General features: G+C 64.1%; 17 protein-coding genes, 1 pseudogene and 1 riboswitch. Of the genes and pseudogenes, 9 read left to right on the plus strand and 9 right to left on the minus strand.

Going from position 1 to position 15,795, the window contains the following annotated elements; genetic code table 11:
• The first annotated feature begins 12 nt into the window (after positions 1-12).
• From MTAI_RS13890 to MTAI_RS13915, 6 genes are all read left to right on the plus strand, one after another.
• Complete coding sequence (locus MTAI_RS13890; protein WP_027888880.1) at positions 13-1,299, plus strand: ABC transporter substrate-binding protein; 1,287 nt, start codon at positions 13-15, stop codon at positions 1,297-1,299.
• Positions 1,300-1,439: 140 nt separating this feature from the next.
• On the plus strand, positions 1,440-2,291 hold the full coding sequence (locus MTAI_RS13895; protein ID WP_027888879.1) for a carbohydrate ABC transporter permease: 852 nt from the start codon (positions 1,440-1,442) through the stop codon (positions 2,289-2,291).
• Positions 2,288-3,088: a carbohydrate ABC transporter permease gene (locus tag MTAI_RS13900; RefSeq protein ID WP_027888878.1), complete on the plus strand. Its 801-nt coding sequence runs from the start codon at positions 2,288-2,290 to the stop codon at positions 3,086-3,088. The genes MTAI_RS13895 and MTAI_RS13900 overlap by 4 nt, the downstream gene beginning before the upstream one ends.
• 18 nt (positions 3,089-3,106) lie before the next feature.
• Positions 3,107-4,168: an ABC transporter ATP-binding protein gene (locus MTAI_RS13905; RefSeq protein WP_027888877.1), complete on the plus strand. Its 1,062-nt coding sequence runs from the start codon at positions 3,107-3,109 to the stop codon at positions 4,166-4,168.
• A 2-nt stretch (positions 4,169-4,170) separates the two neighbouring features.
• On the plus strand, positions 4,171-5,472 hold the full coding sequence (locus MTAI_RS13910; protein WP_027888876.1) for an MGH1-like glycoside hydrolase domain-containing protein: 1,302 nt from the start codon (positions 4,171-4,173) through the stop codon (positions 5,470-5,472).
• Between the two features lie 58 nt (positions 5,473-5,530).
• On the plus strand, positions 5,531-7,201 hold the full coding sequence (locus tag MTAI_RS13915; protein ID WP_063843301.1) for a sugar phosphorylase: 1,671 nt from the start codon (positions 5,531-5,533) through the stop codon (positions 7,199-7,201).
• Between the two features lie 123 nt (positions 7,202-7,324).
• Here the strand turns inward: MTAI_RS13915 and MTAI_RS13920 are convergent, their stop codons facing one another.
• From MTAI_RS13920 to ribH, 8 genes and pseudogenes are all read right to left on the minus strand, one after another.
• Positions 7,325-8,791 (minus strand): TIGR02710 family CRISPR-associated CARF protein, encoded by a 1,467-nt coding sequence (locus MTAI_RS13920; protein ID WP_027888388.1) that lies wholly within the window; start codon positions 8,789-8,791, stop codon positions 7,325-7,327.
• Entirely contained in the window at positions 8,745-9,533 is a 789-nt protein-coding gene (gene cas6, locus MTAI_RS13925) for a CRISPR-associated endoribonuclease Cas6 (RefSeq protein WP_027888389.1), read from the minus strand. Before cas6 ends, MTAI_RS13920 begins: the two co-directional genes overlap by 47 nt.
• On the minus strand, positions 9,530-9,700 hold the full coding sequence (locus MTAI_RS15390) for a type II toxin-antitoxin system VapC family toxin (RefSeq protein WP_223299551.1): 171 nt from the start codon (positions 9,698-9,700) through the stop codon (positions 9,530-9,532). Before MTAI_RS15390 ends, cas6 begins: the two co-directional genes overlap by 4 nt.
• Positions 9,691-9,813 (minus strand): PIN domain-containing protein, encoded by a 123-nt coding sequence (locus MTAI_RS15640; protein WP_280938740.1) that lies wholly within the window; start codon positions 9,811-9,813, stop codon positions 9,691-9,693. Before MTAI_RS15640 ends, MTAI_RS15390 begins: the two co-directional genes overlap by 10 nt.
• On the minus strand, positions 9,813-10,079 hold the full coding sequence (locus tag MTAI_RS13935) for a type II toxin-antitoxin system VapB family antitoxin (protein WP_027888390.1): 267 nt from the start codon (positions 10,077-10,079) through the stop codon (positions 9,813-9,815). The genes MTAI_RS15640 and MTAI_RS13935 overlap by 1 nt, the downstream gene beginning before the upstream one ends.
• A gap of 31 nt (positions 10,080-10,110) precedes the next feature.
• A pseudogene (locus MTAI_RS15395) lies at positions 10,111-10,227 on the minus strand (type III-A CRISPR-associated RAMP protein Csm5); the annotation flags it as partial.
• Positions 10,228-10,285: 58 nt separating this feature from the next.
• Complete coding sequence (locus tag MTAI_RS15400) at positions 10,286-10,654, minus strand: transposase (protein WP_245453160.1); 369 nt, start codon at positions 10,652-10,654, stop codon at positions 10,286-10,288.
• Between the two features lie 122 nt (positions 10,655-10,776).
• On the minus strand, positions 10,777-11,250 hold the full coding sequence (gene ribH, locus MTAI_RS13950) for a 6,7-dimethyl-8-ribityllumazine synthase (protein WP_027888391.1): 474 nt from the start codon (positions 11,248-11,250) through the stop codon (positions 10,777-10,779).
• Positions 11,251-11,336: 86 nt separating this feature from the next.
• Positions 11,337-11,457: riboswitch (FMN riboswitch) on the plus strand.
• A gap of 25 nt (positions 11,458-11,482) precedes the next feature.
• Here ribH and ribD point away from each other — a divergent pair.
• From ribD to MTAI_RS13965, 3 genes are read left to right on the plus strand one after another with little or no spacing between them, the layout of a single operon-like run.
• Complete coding sequence (gene ribD / locus MTAI_RS13955) at positions 11,483-12,637, plus strand: bifunctional diaminohydroxyphosphoribosylaminopyrimidine deaminase/5-amino-6-(5-phosphoribosylamino)uracil reductase RibD (protein ID WP_119361645.1); 1,155 nt, start codon at positions 11,483-11,485, stop codon at positions 12,635-12,637.
• 43 nt (positions 12,638-12,680) lie between these two features.
• Positions 12,681-13,295, plus strand: a complete 615-nt coding sequence (locus MTAI_RS13960; RefSeq protein ID WP_027888393.1) for a riboflavin synthase — start codon at positions 12,681-12,683, stop codon at positions 13,293-13,295.
• Positions 13,276-14,475 carry a bifunctional 3,4-dihydroxy-2-butanone-4-phosphate synthase/GTP cyclohydrolase II gene (locus MTAI_RS13965; RefSeq protein WP_027888394.1) on the plus strand — a complete coding sequence of 400 codons (1,200 nt, stop codon included), beginning with the start codon at positions 13,276-13,278 and terminating at the stop codon, positions 14,473-14,475. The genes MTAI_RS13960 and MTAI_RS13965 overlap by 20 nt, the downstream gene beginning before the upstream one ends.
• Before the next feature lie 144 nt (positions 14,476-14,619).
• On the opposite strand, the gene MTAI_RS13970 is transcribed toward MTAI_RS13965, so the two are convergent.
• Complete coding sequence (locus MTAI_RS13970; protein WP_157840902.1) at positions 14,620-15,600, minus strand: vWA domain-containing protein; 981 nt, start codon at positions 15,598-15,600, stop codon at positions 14,620-14,622.
• Positions 15,601-15,795: the final 195 nt, after the last annotated feature.

The raw sequence follows: 15,795 nt of genomic DNA on the forward strand, positions 1-15,795 counted from the left end.
AAGGAGGTAGGTATGAAGAAGCACAAGTGGTTGTGGTTGGGTCTGGGCACCCTGCTGTTGCTGGCCGGAGTACTGGCACAGCAGACAGCCCCGCTGCTGTTTGTCTCCACCCAGTTCACCCCCATCGAGGAGGCCCAGCGGATGCGGCAGGTCATCCTGAAGGACTTCCAGGGGCGGGTGGAGTTCATCCCCGAGGACAACGCCCCCTTCACCAACCGTATCCTCTCCGAAGTCCGGGCGGGCCGGGTGAACGTGGGCCTGGCCGGGGGCCTGCACGGCGACTTCCCCCCCCTGGTGGCCGCGGGGGCGCTGGACACTGTGGACGATGTGATGGCCCAGCTTAAAGACCGGCGGTTTTCGCAGACCTTCGTGAACCTGGGCAAGATGGGCACCGCCAACCAGCTCTACATCCCCTGGATGCAGGCCACCTACATCATGGTAGCCAACCGGCAGGCCCTGCAGTACCTGCCGGCCGGGGCCAGCGTCAACACCCTCACCTACACCCAGCTTAAGGAGTGGGCGGCCAACATCCAGCGGGCCACCGGGCGGCGCATGCTGGGCTTCCCAGCAGGCCCCCGTGGGCTGATGCACCGCTTTACCCAGGGCTACCTGTACCCCTCCTACACCAAGAGCGCGGTCACCAAGTTCAGGAGCGACGAGGCCCAGAGCATGTGGCTCGAGTTCAAGAGCCTCTGGCAGCACGTGAACCCGCAATCTACCAGCTACGACTTCATGCAAGAGCCCTTGCTGGCCGGAGAGGTCTGGATTGCCTGGGATCACATTGCCCGTCTGCGCGATGCACTTAACCAGCGTCCCAACGACTTTGTAGCCTTCCCCGCGCCCATCGGGCCTTATGGCCGGGGCTTCATGCCGGTGCTGGCCGGGCTGGCCATCCCCAAGGGAAGCCCCAACCGGGCGGCAGCAGTAGCGGCCATCGAGTACCTGACCCGGCCCGAGGTGCAGATTACCACCCTGGTACAAAACGGTTTCTTCCCGGTCATCCAGGTGCGCCTGCCCGACAACCTGCCCCAGGGCATCCGCATGGGTGCCGACGCCATCGCCCGGCAGTCCCAGAGCAACGTGGCCCTGCCCAGCCTGCTACCGGTGGGCCTGGGTGCCAGGGGGGGCGAGTACAACAAGGTCTTCCAGGACACTTTCGCGCGGATTGTGCTCCGCAACGAGGATGTGCGCCGGGTGCTCGACAGCGAGGCTGCCAACCTGCGCCGCATCATGAACGAGACCGGGGCCCCCTGCTGGTCGCCCGACCCTGCCAGCAGCGGAGCCTGCCCGGTGAACTAGTGGGGAAGATCCTGCGGTTCAAAGACGGCATACCGCAGTAGCCGTCCGCACGGTTGAACTTGTCGAAAGGGGTCAGTGTGCCACCACCGGCCCCTTTTCATCCAGAAGCCCTCTATACGGGATGAAAGCGAAAGGGTTAGATGCGGAGTGAACGGTACATCCCCTACCTGCTCATCTTGCCGAGTGTGGTGTTTTTGCTGTTTTTGTTCGCCTGGCCGCTCCTGGAGGCCCTGCTCCTGTCGGTGCGGGACAGCGGTGGACAGTGGACCCTGGAGAATTTCCGGCGCATGGCCGCCGACCTGTACTTCCCGGATGCCCTCAAATACACCCTGCTGCTGACTTTGGTGATCGTGCCCTTGCAGGTGGTCATGGCCCTGGGGATGGCCCTGCTGTTGGGGGGCATCTCCAGGGGCCGCGACCTATTTTTGTATGTCTGGACCATTCCGCTGGGCATCTCCGACCTGGCCGCCGGCATCGTATGGCTCTCGATCTTTACCGAGCGCGGCTACCTCAACAGCTTCCTGCAGGGTATCGGTCTGATCCAGCAACCACAACTGTGGCTGAGCTACGAGACCCCCTGGATGATTTTCGTGGCGGTGGTGGCCGCCGAAGTCTGGCGGGCGACCGCCATCGTGTTTGTGATTCTGGTGGCGGGCTTGCAACTGATTCCCAAGGAGTACAGCGAGGCCGCCGAGGTGTTTGGGGCCACCCCCTGGCAGCGCTTCTGGAAGGTCACCCTGCCACTGCTCATGCCCAGCCTGCAGGTGGCCCTGATCCTGCGCACCATTCTGGCCCTCGAGGTCTTCGCGGTGGTGGTGGCCCTGGGCGGGCGCAACCTGCCGGTGCTGGCGGGTGAGGCCTACTACTGGTACAACGCCTACCAGAATCCGGGGGTGGCGGCGGCTTACGCGGTCATCATCCTGGGCATCTCGGTGGTGGCCACCCTGCTGTACTTACGATTGATGCGCTCCAAGCAGGAGGGTGCGGCATGAACCTGCGTCCCTTGTACATGCTTCTGGCAATCGTGCTGGTGCTATGGGTGTTGATTCCTATCTTTCTGATCGCAACCCTGGCCTTTAGCGACCGGGCCTCGGTGTTTGCCTGGCCCAAAGGGCTCCTGCCCCAGCAGTTTTCTTTGGAAACCATCTCCTTCTTCTTCGGCGTGGAGGGGGTCTGGAAGGCCATCCGCAACAGCCTGGTGGTGGCTGCCATGACCCTGGTGTTCTCGGTACTGCTGGGGGCCCCCGCCGGCTATGCCCTGGCCCGCTACCGGTTTGCCGGCGCGGATGCTTACCGCCTGCTGATTCTGATGACGCGGGCTTTTCCCCTGGCCATCCTGGCCATCCCGCTGGCGGTTCAATTCATCAACCTGGGTATCTACGACACCGCTTTTGGGGTGGCGCTGGTGCACACCGCGCTGGCCCTGCCGTTTGCGGTGCTGGTGACCAGCAGCCTGTTTTTGGGCATCCCCAAAGAGCTGGAAGAGGCTGCCTGGACGCTGGGCTGCAACCGCATCCAGGCCTTTTTGCGGGTGGTGCTGCCGCTGGCCCTGCCGGGGCTGGCGGCTACGGCCATCTTCGCCTTCGTGATTTCGTGGAACGAGGTGTTTGCCGCCACCCTGCTCACCCTGCGTGAGCGCACCCTACCGGCCTTTTTGCTCACCTCGCTCAACGACTCCCCCCTGCCCTTCCGCTTCGCCGGGGGCTTCTTCCTGATTGTGCCAGCCCTGGTCTTTATCTTCATCATCCGGCGCTACCTGTTTACCTTGTGGGGCATCGCCAACCGGTAAGGGGTTTCTAGGAGGTTTATGGCTTCCATTCGAGTGGAAAACATCGAGAAAACCTTTGGCAAGTTCAAGGCTTTGAGCGGGGTTTCGCTCGAGGTGCGCGACCAGGAGTTCGTGGTGCTGCTGGGCCCTTCGGGCTGCGGCAAAACCACCCTGCTGCGCATCATCGCGGGCCTCGAGCAGGCCGATAAGGGGCGGGTCTGGATTGGCGACCGGGACGTGACCGAGCTCCCCCCTCGCGCGCGCAAGATCGCTATGGTCTTCCAGAACTACGCGGTCTTTCCCCACCTCACGGTCTTCGAGAACATCGCCTTTGGTCTGCGCATGCAGAAAGCGTCCCCCGAAAAGCTCAAGGCCAACGTGGAGCGGGCCGCCGCCCTGATGCACATCGAGAACCTCCTCGAGCGCTATCCGGCCCAGCTCTCCGGTGGCCAGCGCCAGCGGGTTGCGGTGGCCCGGGCCCTGGCGGTTGAGCCGGAAGTGTTGCTGATGGACGAGCCCCTCTCCAACCTGGACGCCCTGCTGCGCCTGGAGATGCGGGCCGAACTCAAGCGCCTCCTGGCCGAGAGCCGCACCACCACGCTCTATGTAACCCACGACCAGGTCGAGGCCATGAGCCTGGCCGACCGCATCGCGGTGATGAACGCCGGCCGTGTGGTGCAGTACGACCAGCCCATGAAGGTCTACCAGGAGCCGGCCAATACCTTTGTGGGCGGCTTTATCGGCAGCCCCCCCATGAACTTCCTTAGGCTGCCGGTGGAGGGCCGGCAGGCCAAGATCGAGTCGCTTACCCTGGATCTGCCCACCCCGGTATCTGGCCCGGAAGTCTTGCTGGGGGTGCGGCCCGAGGACCTCGAGGCCCATACCGTGCAGCAACCGCAAACCTTCCCGGCCGAAGTGCTGGTGGTGGAGCCCCTGGGGCCCCATCTCCTGCTGACCTTGAGCTTTGGCAAACAGCACATCAAAGCCACGGTACCCCCGAACTTCGAGGTCAGGGCCGGGCAGACCCTCTGGCTCAGACCCCAGCCCGATCGCCTGCGCTGGCTTGATCCCAGCAGCGGTCAAGCCCTGATGATGAGGTAGCCATGCAGATCCAGGAGTCCCTCGTACCAGAAGCCCAGCAGATTCTCCAGGCCAACGACCGGGGGGGCTTCACCGTCCCCACGGCGGGCCTTTACCCGTTCCAGTGGCTATGGGATGCGGGCTTTACCGCCCTGGGCTGGATGCAGTTTGACGAGGCCAGGGCCTGGCAGGAACTCGATCTGCTCTTCCAGGGGCAGTGGTCAAACGGCATGCTGCCCCACATCGTCTTCCACAGACCCGAGGCCACCTACTTCCCCGGCCCCGAGCGGTGGGGGGTGGCCCGCACCCCGCCCACTTCCGCCATCACCCAGCCACCGGTGGTAGCCAGCGTTGTTCGCTGGATGCTCGAGCGGGCCCGGAACCCCGTGCTGGCCGAGGAGAAAATCCGAAGCCTCTACCCCAGAATTCTGGCCTATCACCGCTGGTTCAAGCGTGAACGCGACCCCCACAACACCGGCCTCGTTACCGTGCTGCACCCCTGGGAGACCGGGGCCGACAACAGTCCGGCCTGGGATGAGGCCCTGGGCCGGGTGACGGTAGACCCCGACCTGCCGCCCTATACCCGCCGCGATACCTCGCACGTAGATCCCAGCCAGCGCCCCCACCAGAGCGAGTACGATCGCTTCCTGACCCTGCTCGAGGTCTACAAGCGGGCCGGTTTCGACCAGCTCCGCCTGGTACGGGAGTGCCCCTTCCGGGTGGCCAGTCTGTTGATCGATTGTGTGCTGCACCGGGCCAACCGCGATCTGCTGTGGCTTTCCGAGCGGTTTGGCTTTGGCGATGAGGCCGAAATAGCGGGCTGGCTCGAGGCCAGCCGGCAGGGCATCGAAAGCCTGTGGGACGAGGGGGCTGGGCTGTATTTCAACCGCGACCTGAGGACCGGCCAGCCCATCCGGGTGGGGGTCTCGGCCTCGTTTTTGCCACTCTTCGCCGGAACCGCCAGCCCGGAAAGGGCCCGGCGCCTGCTGGGCACCCTCGAGGCCTGGGCCGGCCGGGTGCGCTACCTGGTTCCCAGCACCGACCCCAGCAGCCCTCGGTTTGAAGCCCAGCGGTACTGGCGGGGGCCGGTGTGGGCGGTGGTCAACTACCTGATCGCTTTGGGTTTCAGCGAGTACGGCTACGGCGAGATGGCCGGCCGGATTCGTCAGGATACCCTCGAGCTGTGCGAGACAGCGGGCTTTAGCGAGTATTTCCATCCCCTGACCGGGCAGGGACTGGGCGGTGGTTCCTTCTCCTGGACGGCGGCCATCTACCTGGCCTGGAGCCAGAGCCCGCACACGCCCGGCGCTGGCGGCAGTCTTTAGTGGGAGTCCCCATTTTGCCATAATCGAGCCAACCCCCGAGGAGCGATCACATCCCACCATGACTGCACACGCCGATATACACCTGAAGCTGAAAGACCACCTTGAGTTCCTCTACCCTGGCCGGGGCCAGGAAGTGCTGGGGCAGCTCATGGCCCTGCTCGAGGGCTACCCAGACCTGGCCCGACCGCACCCCACCCCTCCCTGGAGCGAGCAGGACGCCATCCTGATCACCTACCCCGACCAGATCACCCAGGCCGGCGAACCCCCCCTGCAAACCCTGCACCGCTTTCTGCGCCAGCACCTCCGGGGGGCTTTCTCCGGGGTGCACATCCTGCCCTTTTATCCCTACACCTCCGACGATGGCTTCAGCGTGGTGGACTTCAAGCAGGTCAAGCCCGCGTGGGGTACCTGGGAGGATGTCCAGGCCATCGCGGCGGATTTTCGCCTGATGGCCGATCTGGTATGTAACCACGTCTCGGCCTCGAGCCCCTGGTTCCAGGCTTTCTTGCGGGGCGATCCAAAGTACCAAAACTACTTCATCACCGTGGAGCCCGGCACCGACCTCTCTGCGGTCTTCCGGCCCCGCGCTTTGCCCCTGCTTACCCCCTTCCCCACCACAAGCGGCGAGAAGCTGGTCTGGACGACCTTCTCCACCGACCAGATCGACCTCAATTTCGCCCACCCCGAGGTGCTCCTGGAGGTCATAGATGCCCTGCTGCACTACGTGCACAAGGGGGCGCAGTTCATCCGGCTCGATGCGGTGGGCTTCATCTGGAAGGTGATCGGAACCAGCTGCATACACCTGGAAGGGGCCCATCGCATCGTCAAGCTGATGCGGCTGGTGCTGGATATAAAAGCGCCCCAGGTGGTGCTGGTTACCGAGACCAACGTGCCGCACCAGGGCAACATCGCGTATTTCGGCAACGGCCACGACGAGGCCCAGATGGTCTACCAGTTCCCCCTGCCCCCTTTGGTGCTGCACACCTTCCGCACCGGGGACGCCAGCAGGCTGGCTGCCTGGGCCGCCAGCCTGAAGCCGCCCTCCGAGCGCACCACCTTCTTCAACTTCCTGGCCTCGCACGATGGGCTGGGGGTGGTGCCGGCCCACGGCATTCTGGAGCCCGAAGAAATCGCGGCCCTCGTCCAGCAGGCCCTGGATCATGGGGGCCGGGTCAACTACAAGGACACCCCGGCGGGCCCGGTGCCCTACGAGCTATGCCTGACCCTGTTCGATGCCCTCAATCATCCCCACGGCGACGAGGACGAAGACCTCAAGATCGCCCGCTTCCTGGCAGCCCATGCCGTTCTCCTGAGCCTGCAGGGGGTGCCGGGGGTCTACATCCACAGCCTCTTCGGTTCCCCCTCCGACCACGCGGGCCTGCAAGAAAGCGGGATCAACCGCCGCCTCAACCGGCACAAGTTCACCGGGCCGGAGCTGGCTGGGCTGCTCTCCAACCCCCACTCGCGCGCCCGCAAGGTGCTGGCCCGCTTTACCCACCTGCTCAAGGTGCGGGCTTCCCACCCAGCCTTCCACCCCAACGCGCCCCAGGTGGTGATGGAGTCCAAAGAGGTGCTGCGCATCATCCGGGGCTACCGCGAGCGGCAGGTGGGCTGCTACATCAACGTGACCAACCGGCCCCAGCCCATCCGGCGGGTGGGGCGCGACCTGATTAGCGGCAAATACTTCGCCGGCAGTCTGCCGCCCTATGGGGTGGTGTGGCTGGTTTGAGGAAGATGCCATGGGACAACAAATTACGGGCTGGTAGCTCAGCCAATGCTTGCCGGTCGAGCTCCACCCGCAGGCGGCCCTGGGAGAGACGCAGGGTGGCACCCTGTTCGGTGAGGTGGAGGGTTACGGTAGGGGGATGGGCTCAAACCTGACCTCTGATAGACCTCCTTTCCGAACAAGGTCTGTCAACACTTCAGACAGGTTGTCGGCGTTGGCCTTAGTGGGAAGCAAAAAACCGTGGGCAAAAATCGAGTTGTCACGGGCACTGGATAGCCCCAGCACCTTGTTTGCATTGACCGCTAAAGCCGGCTCATCGCCCAGGGCCCTGAGTAAGAAGAAGGCGGTGATCAGGTCTACGGCGATTTTTTGTTGCAATGCACCACCCAGCCTGGCCCTCGCCGCCCTGCACTCTTCCTGATACCTATCGTTGAGTTCCTGAATGGTTATACCGGCCTCGGCGCACAATCTATCAAAATCTGGCTTGGCGGTATCAAAATTTCTGAGTGCAAGGCGGTGTTGCAAGAACAGCTCGAGGGCGCGGTAGTACAGGAGCACGGCCTCGGCCAGGCGGCCCGTCTTTAGCCGCCTCTCACTCATAAAACCGAGGGCTGCCAGCACGCAGGCCACTTTTTGAGGGTCTGCCAAAGACGCTATGCCCTCGCCTTTGACAGAAAGTGACTCGGTAAGCTGAACAACGGCCTCGAGGGCTTCTTTTTGCCGCTCGATGGTAGCGGTGTGTTTGGTAAGGAAACTTTGTCTGTGTGCGGGTTTTTGTAGCAGCTCGAGCAGATCGTTGAGCCTGTCCTTGGCCTGCTTGAACTGGGCAGCATCCAAGGACTCGTAAGCCTCCGCCAAGACCGCCTCGAGGCTGTGCGCCCGCCCTTCGTGATCTTTCGCTTGATCAAAAAGCTGTTTTGCCAGCGAGAAATCACCCCGTTTGTAGGCATCTTTGGCGCGGTGGTATATCCAATCGGATATCACCTCACGGGGGTTCTCGAGGCGCTTCAAAAACTCCGTTCCCGCCACAGGGCGGCGCAACTCATCGTCGTACTCTTCGTTGTCTACGTAGTAAACATGCGCCGTGCGCCCCTCCTCGGCCAGCGAGAAGGCAAACATCGCCAACCCCGCCACCATCGCCTTGGTGCCCCCGGTTGGGTCGAAGGCGATGGCTGCATCCGGGGGAATTTCGTCCACCTTTTGCCGCACCTGCCTGTAGATGTCCTCTGGGTCGCTGCGGCCAACCAGGAGGGTCTTGATGCGCTCCACCCCCCACCCCAATTCCCTTTCAATGCGCCCACAGACCTTTTCGGTGTCTTTGGTATGCAGCAAATACACTTTGTCCGCATCCAGCGCCCGAACCGAAAGGATGACCGGTTCCGCCGTGGTGCCAACCGTGTGAAAGGAAGCGAGATACCGCTGCTGGCCTCGATCGGTAAAGCCCTCTTTTGTGAGGGGCCAGATCTGCGTATCGTACAGCTCCTTGGCCCTCTGGCCCTGAGGGGCAGGCCCCGCTCGATCTGCACTTTCTTGCCTTATGAGGGTTTTATACTCCGCCCACAGTTCCCGCAAGCGCTCCTTGTTCTGGTTCATCAGGCCTCCTTTCTTGTTGCAACGGGTCAAACATCCGCACCCGCCCAAACCCCAAAGACGTCTTGGCCCCTACCCCGGCGTAAAAGGCAAAGCGCCCCAGGGCCTGCAGCCACTGGGCCTCAGTGGGGCTGGCCTTGGGCAGGAAGTAAACCACCCGGCCCACAAAGCCCATCCCCCGCTCGTCCTCGTTGGGGGCGATGCGGTGGGTGCGGCCCTGGAACGATCCCACCATAAGGCGCTCCCAGGCCTCCTGCACCTCGAGGGGCACCTTGACCGGGGCGAAGGCGTTCCAGCGCTGGGTGAGGGAGTCGAAGACCAGCCTGGGCTCGGGCAGGGGGTAGCTATGCCCCTTGCGGCGGAAGAAGGTGGGGCTGGCGAAGTGCAGGCCCAGGCTGGCTGGGGCCTGGCCCTGGAAGAGCCGGGGGTAGGTGCTCAGGCCGGCCCAGGGGTGCTCTTCTTGCAGCACCGCGCGCACCCGGAAGGGCTCCTTGAGGCGCACGGTCTGGCCGACCAGGCCAAACAGGTGGGGAGAGAGCCGGGCGTACAGGCCCTCGTCTAAAAAGGCAATCCGCACCCACCACTGCCCCTCGGCTCCGCCCAGGCCCAGGCTAAAAGGGTTGTACTGGGCCTCGTGCAGTTCGGGGTCGATCTGCCTGAGCAGGCCATACACCAGACCGCGCCAGCCGTCGGGGTCGGGGCGGCCGGGGCCTTCCAGGGGGAGGACTAAGGCAGCGAGCATCATGCGAGGTCGGTCTGGGCAAAGTCGTCGCCAACGTAGGCTAGGGGCAGGCCCGCTACCTTGGCCACCGCGTAGCTCAGGCAATCGCCAAAGTTGAGGGCCTCGAGGCGCATCAGAAGTTCGTCGAGCAGGTACAGGCTGTCCGGCCCTAACCGACTGGTCAGCACCATACCCACCTTGACCAGCGCGGGCGCACCTCGGCCTCGAGAATGCGCTCGAGCGTCTCCCGATACCCCGGCTCGGCAAAAATAAGCTGTATCAAGACCGAGCTATCCAGCACCATCAGTAGCCCTCCGGGCCAAAGCCCAGGATTTCCTCTTGTTCGGCCCTGGTGGGCGCTTTACCCAGGCTTTCGGGCGGTAGTTTGGGCCAGATCTCGCGCTCTAAAAACTCCAGCACGCTCTGTTTGCTGGGGCGCTGCGGGTACAAAAGCCGGGCCTTGCGTTCCAGAAGGGCCTTGCGAATGGCCTCCGTCTTGGTCTCGCCGGTCAGACGGGCCACTTCTTCGGCCAGGCGCTCGACTTCGGGGTTTTTGACGGTCAGGGCCATGGGTTCAGTCTAGCTTGAAAAAGGCCGGATTTCAGTATGGCTCGAGCCTGGCGAGGGCCCAGCCCAGCGGGAAGCCGTCCTTGGGCTTGGAGTGGCCGGCGGTCTTGCGGGTTTTGGGTTCCTGCCCCTCCTCGCCCGTGAAGAAGAGCTCGAGCATCCGCGATAAGCCGGCCATCCGGCTGGGGCTGCTGGCATCCTGCCCATTTTTATGCTTGAAGCCGGTGGTGAAGGCCTCCGGCTTCGAGCCAGGGCGCCCAGGTACTTAGCCCTTTCCCAGAGGCCCTCTTCCCTGGCCCAGGCCTGGTACCCGGCCAGATTGACTTCCTCCCCGGCCTGAAAGCCGGGGATTCCTTCAGGCGACTGCTTTTAGCAGCCGATTCGCGGCGGCCTACCCAGCGGTGGCGGTTCCACCGCAGAGCGAGCGGCCGCTGGGGTGTAGCCTCCACCCCGTGCCCCTTCGAGGGGCCCAAGAGATAGAGATTGAGCGCGGCGTTGGCGTCCGCGTGCCAGGTGCGGTTGCACGTTTTGCAGGCGGCCTTGTTTCTCTTCTGGCGCTCAACCTTTCCTCCACACACCGTGCAACGCGAGGACGAGCCACGCGGGGGTAGTTTCTCTACCCTGATACCCTTCCTGCTACTGCCCAGAGGCAAGCAAGCACCTCAAGGCGGTAAGCCCCTGCCATAGCGATAAGCGCATCTCAGTCGAGGGCTTGCAAAGCCCGCAAGAGCTGCACCATCTCCACAGCGCTGTACAGCGCCTCCGCGCCCTTGTTGCCAGCCTTGCCCCCAGCCCGGGCCTCGGCCTGCTCAGGGGTGTCGGTGGTGAGCACGCCGAAGGCGATGGGCTTTTCGCTGGCGAGCATGGCCTGCATCAAACCGCCGGCCGCCTGGGCGCTGACGTACTCGAAGTGTGGGGTTTCTCCACGGATGATCGCTCCCAGTGCCACGACCCCGTCTACCTCGGGGCGCTGGGCCAGCTTTTTGGCGGCCAGGGGCAGCTCGAAGGAGCCCGGCACCCAAACCGTCCATGCCTCCTCGAGGTTGCCCCCCAGGCGGGCGTAGGCCTCGAGCGCCCCCTCCAGCAGGGCCCGGGTAACGCGCTCGTTGAAACGACTCACGGCGAAAGCCAGGCGGACATCGCGGGCCGAGAGCAGGGTTTGCACACGCTTCATGGAGGCCATACTAGACCAGCCAGCCCGAAACGACAAAGGGGCGTGCCTTACAGAACGGCTGGGGTTATGCAATAAGCTTAAGCCATGCCCTCCTTCAGGGCAGGGTGCAATTCCCGACCGGCGGTGAAAGCCCGCGAAGCCCCCTAGGGGCCCGACTCAGTGAAATCCTGAGGCCGACGGTAAAAGTCCGGATGGGAGAAGGAGGTGAGCGCCGGGGCAACCCGGCGAGGATGTGTCTGCGTATTCTTTGCAACAGGCGCTGGATGAGCGTTATCTACGAAGAACCCTGCAGTTAGCGGAAAGAGGCCGGGGCCACACCCACCCCAACCCCCTGGTGGGCGCGGTGCTGGTCAAGAACGGCCGCATTGTGGGAGAGGGATACCACCCCCGGGCCGGGGAACCCCATGCCGAGGTCTTCGCCCTGCGCCAGGCCGGAGAGGAGGCCCGGGGGGCCACCCTCTATGTGAGCCTGGAGCCCTGCGACCACCACGGCCGCACGCCCCCGTGCTCCCTGGCCCTTCTCGAGGCCGGCGTCGGCCGGGTGGTGGTGGCGGCCCGTGATCCCAACCCCAAGGCCCAGGGGGGGCTGGAGCGGCTGCGCGCGGCCGGGGTGGAGGTGGAGGCGGGGCTGCTGGAGGCCGAGGCCCGGGCCCAGAACGAGGTGTTTTTCCACGCCCTGCGGCAGCGGCGGCCCTTCGTGCTCTGGAAGGCCGCCCTCAGCCTGGATGGGCAGGTGGCCACCCGGGGCGGCCACGCCGCCTGGGTCTCCAATGCCCTCTCCCGCCGGGTGGCCCAGGGCTACCGCCAGTGGCTGCCGGCGGTGCTGGTGGGCGTGGGCACCGTGCTGGCGGACGACCCACAGCTCACCGTGCGCGAGCCCGATTTCCGGGCCTTTCCCCACCTGCTCGAGCCGCCTCCCCTGCGCGACCCTCTCAAGGTGGTGCTGGATACCGAGGCCCGCACCCCGCCGGAGGCCCGGCTGTTTGCCCCGGGGCCGCGGGGTGAGCCCGCCCGGGTGGCGGTGCTGGTGGGTGTGGGCGCCCCCGCCGCCCGCATCCGGGCCCTCGAGCGGCGCGGGGCCACCGTGGCTGAGCTGCCCAGGGAGGGGGGCCGGGTGAGCCTGGAGGCTGCGCTGGTCTGGCTCTGGGAACAGGGCGTGGACGGGGTGCTGCTGGAAGGGGGCCCCACCCTGGCCGGTGCCCTCTTGCGCCGGGGCTGGGTGGACAAGGTGGCCTTGTTCCTGGCCCCCAAGCTGGTAGGGGAGGGGCGGGGGGCCCTTCTGGGCTTCGCCGCCGGACGCATGGAGGAGGCGCTGGGCCTACAGACCCGGCGGCTGGAGCTTCTGGAGGGGGATATCTGGCTGGAAGCTTACCCGGTCTGGCGCTGAACGAACCGGGGCATCTTTTGGTGAGCAGTCTGGTGAGGTGAGGATGTTTAGCGGAATTGTCGAGGAAACGGGGGTCATCCGCGAGGCCCGCGAGATGGGCGGGCTGCGGCGGCTATTCATTGAGGCCCGGCGGGTGCTGGAGGGCACCAAGATCGGGGATTCGCTGGCGGTTTCGGGTGTTTGCTTGACCGTGGTGGAGCTGGATTCCCGGGGCTTCGCCGTGGAACTGGCCCAGGAAACCCTCCGGCGAACCGCCCGGCGCTGGGCGGTGGGGCAGCGGGTCAACCTCGAGCGCGCCCTGGCGCTGGGCGACCGGCTGGGCGGGCACCTGGTCACGGGCCACGTGGACGGGCGGGCCCGGGTGGTAAAGCTCCGCCGCGAGATGGGGGCCTGGGATGTCTGGCTCGAGGCACCGCAGGAACTCGCACGCTACATCGCCCCCAAGGGCTCGGTGGCCCTGGATGGGGTCTCGCTCACGGTGGCCGGTGTCGAGGGCCACCGCTTCTGGGTGACGCTGATCCCCCACACCCTGGAGGTCACCACCCTGAAGGAGCTGGTGGAGGGGGACGAGGTGAACCTCGAGGCCGACCTGCTGGCACGCTACCTGGAGCGCCTGGTGAGCACAAGGGGAGGACGCGATGCTCAGCTCAATTCCTGAACTGCTGGAGGAAATCCGGGCCGGTCGCCCGGTCATCCTGGTGGACGACGAGGATCGGGAGAACGAGGGCGACCTGGTCATGCCCGCCGAACATATGACCACCGAGTGGATGGCCTTCATGATCCGCTACACCGGGGGGGTGGTCTGCCTGGCGATGACCGAGGCCTGGGCCGACCACCTCGAGCTGCCCCCCATGGTGCGGGACAACACCGCCCCCCGGGGTACGGCCTTCACGGTCTCCATCGAGGCCCGCGAGGGGGTGAGCACCGGCATCAGCGCCGCCGACCGGGCCACCACGGTGCGCCTGGCCGCCAAGGACGGGGTGACGGCAGCGGATTTCGTGCGCCCGGGGCACATCTTCCCGCTGCGGGCCCGGGAGGGTGGGGTGCTGCGCCGTGCCGGCCACACCGAGGCCAGCGTGGATCTGTGCCGCCTGGCCGGGCTCAAGCCGGTGGCGGCCATCAGCGAACTCATGCACGACGACGGCAGCATGATGCGCCTGCCCGCCATCCTGGAGTTTGCTGCCCAACACGGCCTGCGGGTGGGCACCATCGCTGAGCTGATCCGTTATCGTCTGAGCCTTGGCGAGGGCTATGTGGTGCGGGAGGCCGAGGCCGCCCTGCCCACCCAGTATGGGGAGTTCAGGATCATCGCCTATCGCGACACCCTCACCGGTGAGGAGCACGCTGCTTTGATCATGGGGGAGGTCGCAGGGGAGAGGCCGGTGCTGGTGCGCATGCATTCGGAGTGCCTGACCGGGGATGTGCTACACAGCCTGCGCTGCGACTGTGGCTTCCAGCGCGATCTAGCTTTGAAGATGATCGCCCAGGAGGGGCAGGGGGTGCTGGTCTACCTGCGCCAGGAGGGGCGGGGCATCGGCCTGGTCAACAAAATTCGAGCCTACGCCCTGCAGGATAAGGGCCTGGACACCGTGGAGGCCAACCTGGCCCTGGGCTTCCCCCCGGATCTGCGCGATTACGGGGTGGGTGCGCAAATCCTCTACAACCTGGGCCTTCGCCGTATACGCCTGCTGACCAACAACCCCCGCAAGGTGCGGGCCCTCTCCGGATACGGCCTCGAGATCCTCGAGCGGATCCCCCTACGAACTGGGGATAATCCACACAACAGGGGGTACCTGGCGGCCAAGCGGGATCGACTGGGCCACTGGATGGACGGCTGACCAAGGCGCACTGCGGCGAGCTGCTGCTTTTCGCCGCTTGCCCGTGGGAGCTTCTATCCAAGGGCCTTGGGGATTTTCGCTGGCTCTAACAAGGCTTTAGCCGGGAGGATTTCCTCCCGGCCCGGCCGATCGGCTGATCCTTGGTTAGAAATAAACGGTAAAATCTTGTTGGAATGAAGCCCCGTTGACCGCAAACCGGAGGGTTCCACTGATTGCTGTCCCCGCTGGAGGTGGGCTTCCGTTAACCTGGAAAACAACCTTTATGCAGAAGCTGCCCTGAATATCGTTAAAAATGGAGTTGAACATGGTTTCGAGTTGGTTTGCATTCCCGGCGAAAGCGAATAGACCGCCCGTATTTGCGGCGATTCGCTGCATGTCCCGGAAAGACAAGCTGTTGGGGTCACTGCTCAGCCCCACCATGTAAACCCTTGTCTGGCTTTGCGTCGCTTGCTGTATTACAGCAGCTGGAGTTTTGGAACTTGAATTATCTTCGCCGTCTGTCAGCACAAGCACAATCCGATTACCCTGTTGGGAGGATACGTGGCGCGCACTGTCGTAGGTAGCATCCCAGAGGTTGGTGCCACCACCCTCGAAAGTGGCTTGGTCGACAGCGCTCAGGAGCGCGGTCTTATCGCTGGTAAAATCCTGCCTGATTCTCAGGGCAGAGAAGCCTGGTGTGGGCGAAGTGCTGGTGTCGAAGGAAGCCACAGCAGCTACGTCGCCGGAACGAAGCCGGTTAACAAAGGCTTTGGCGGCTTGGGCCCTTTGCCTGTTGGGGTCATTTCCGCTCATAGAGCCTGTGGAATCAAGTGTGATGACACAGCTAATGGGCCCCGGCGTGGTAGTGAACTGTCCACATATAGTAGCGGAGCCTTGCAAGTTGCCAGAACCTTGAACAAGCGTCAGGTTGCTGACCGAGGGGTTGCTCACGCTCCCGCTTGATATAACATTGCCTTCCGCGCTTAAGGCGCTGAATCTAAAGGAAGCAGAACCCTCTTGAGCATCAACCGTGTAACCATTGAATGAAACTTTTGCAGGCTTAGGAAGAGCCTCACCGCATCCTACAAAGACAAAGAGAAGGAGCAGCCCGATCGCATTTCTGATCAGCGCTTGACCGATGGCCATAAAAACCCCCAGTTTCATAGATTTTGATACCAGATTCGGTTAGTTCGGTGCCGGAGGGCGAACTAACCTGACCGACGGGAGTGCTCTAGGATTCAAAAAGATAGCCTCTGAATGTTTTTTGTTTGAAGATCATCTTTTTGAATCCGGTATGACAGTTGGGTAGTAGAGTGAGATTATCCCAGACAGGGGTTGAAG

The organism is Meiothermus taiwanensis WR-220, from assembly GCF_003568585.1.
Lineage (GTDB): Bacteria > Deinococcota > Deinococci > Deinococcales > Thermaceae > Meiothermus > Meiothermus taiwanensis.

Bases quoted from the DNA above. Each gene is read 5' to 3' on its own strand.
- MTAI_RS13890 (WP_027888880.1), top strand. From the start codon at position 13: ATGAAGAAGCACAAGTGGTTGTGGTTGGGTCTGGGCACCCTGCTGTTG.
- MTAI_RS13895 (WP_027888879.1), top strand. From the start codon at position 1,440: ATGCGGAGTGAACGGTACATCCCCTACCTGCTCATCTTGCCGAGTGTG.
- MTAI_RS13900 (WP_027888878.1), top strand. From the start codon at position 2,288: ATGAACCTGCGTCCCTTGTACATGCTTCTGGCAATCGTGCTGGTGCTA.
- MTAI_RS13905 (WP_027888877.1), top strand. From the start codon at position 3,107: ATGGCTTCCATTCGAGTGGAAAACATCGAGAAAACCTTTGGCAAGTTC.
- MTAI_RS13910 (WP_027888876.1), top strand. From the start codon at position 4,171: ATGCAGATCCAGGAGTCCCTCGTACCAGAAGCCCAGCAGATTCTCCAG.
- MTAI_RS13915 (WP_063843301.1), top strand. From the start codon at position 5,531: ATGACTGCACACGCCGATATACACCTGAAGCTGAAAGACCACCTTGAG.
- MTAI_RS13920 (WP_027888388.1), bottom strand. From the start codon at position 8,791: ATGAACCAGAACAAGGAGCGCTTGCGGGAACTGTGGGCGGAGTATAAA.
- cas6 (WP_027888389.1), bottom strand. From the start codon at position 9,533: ATGATGCTCGCTGCCTTAGTCCTCCCCCTGGAAGGCCCCGGCCGCCCC.
- MTAI_RS15390 (WP_223299551.1), bottom strand. From the start codon at position 9,700: ATGGTGCTGACCAGTCGGTTAGGGCCGGACAGCCTGTACCTGCTCGAC.
- MTAI_RS15640 (WP_280938740.1), bottom strand. From the start codon at position 9,813: ATGGTGCTGGATAGCTCGGTCTTGATACAGCTTATTTTTGCCGAGCCG.
- MTAI_RS13935 (WP_027888390.1), bottom strand. From the start codon at position 10,079: ATGGCCCTGACCGTCAAAAACCCCGAAGTCGAGCGCCTGGCCGAAGAA.
- ribH (WP_027888391.1), bottom strand. From the start codon at position 11,250: ATGAAGCGTGTGCAAACCCTGCTCTCGGCCCGCGATGTCCGCCTGGCT.
- MTAI_RS13960 (WP_027888393.1), top strand. From the start codon at position 12,681: ATGTTTAGCGGAATTGTCGAGGAAACGGGGGTCATCCGCGAGGCCCGC.
- MTAI_RS13965 (WP_027888394.1), top strand. From the start codon at position 13,276: ATGCTCAGCTCAATTCCTGAACTGCTGGAGGAAATCCGGGCCGGTCGC.
- MTAI_RS13970 (WP_157840902.1), bottom strand. From the start codon at position 15,600: ATGGCCATCGGTCAAGCGCTGATCAGAAATGCGATCGGGCTGCTCCTT.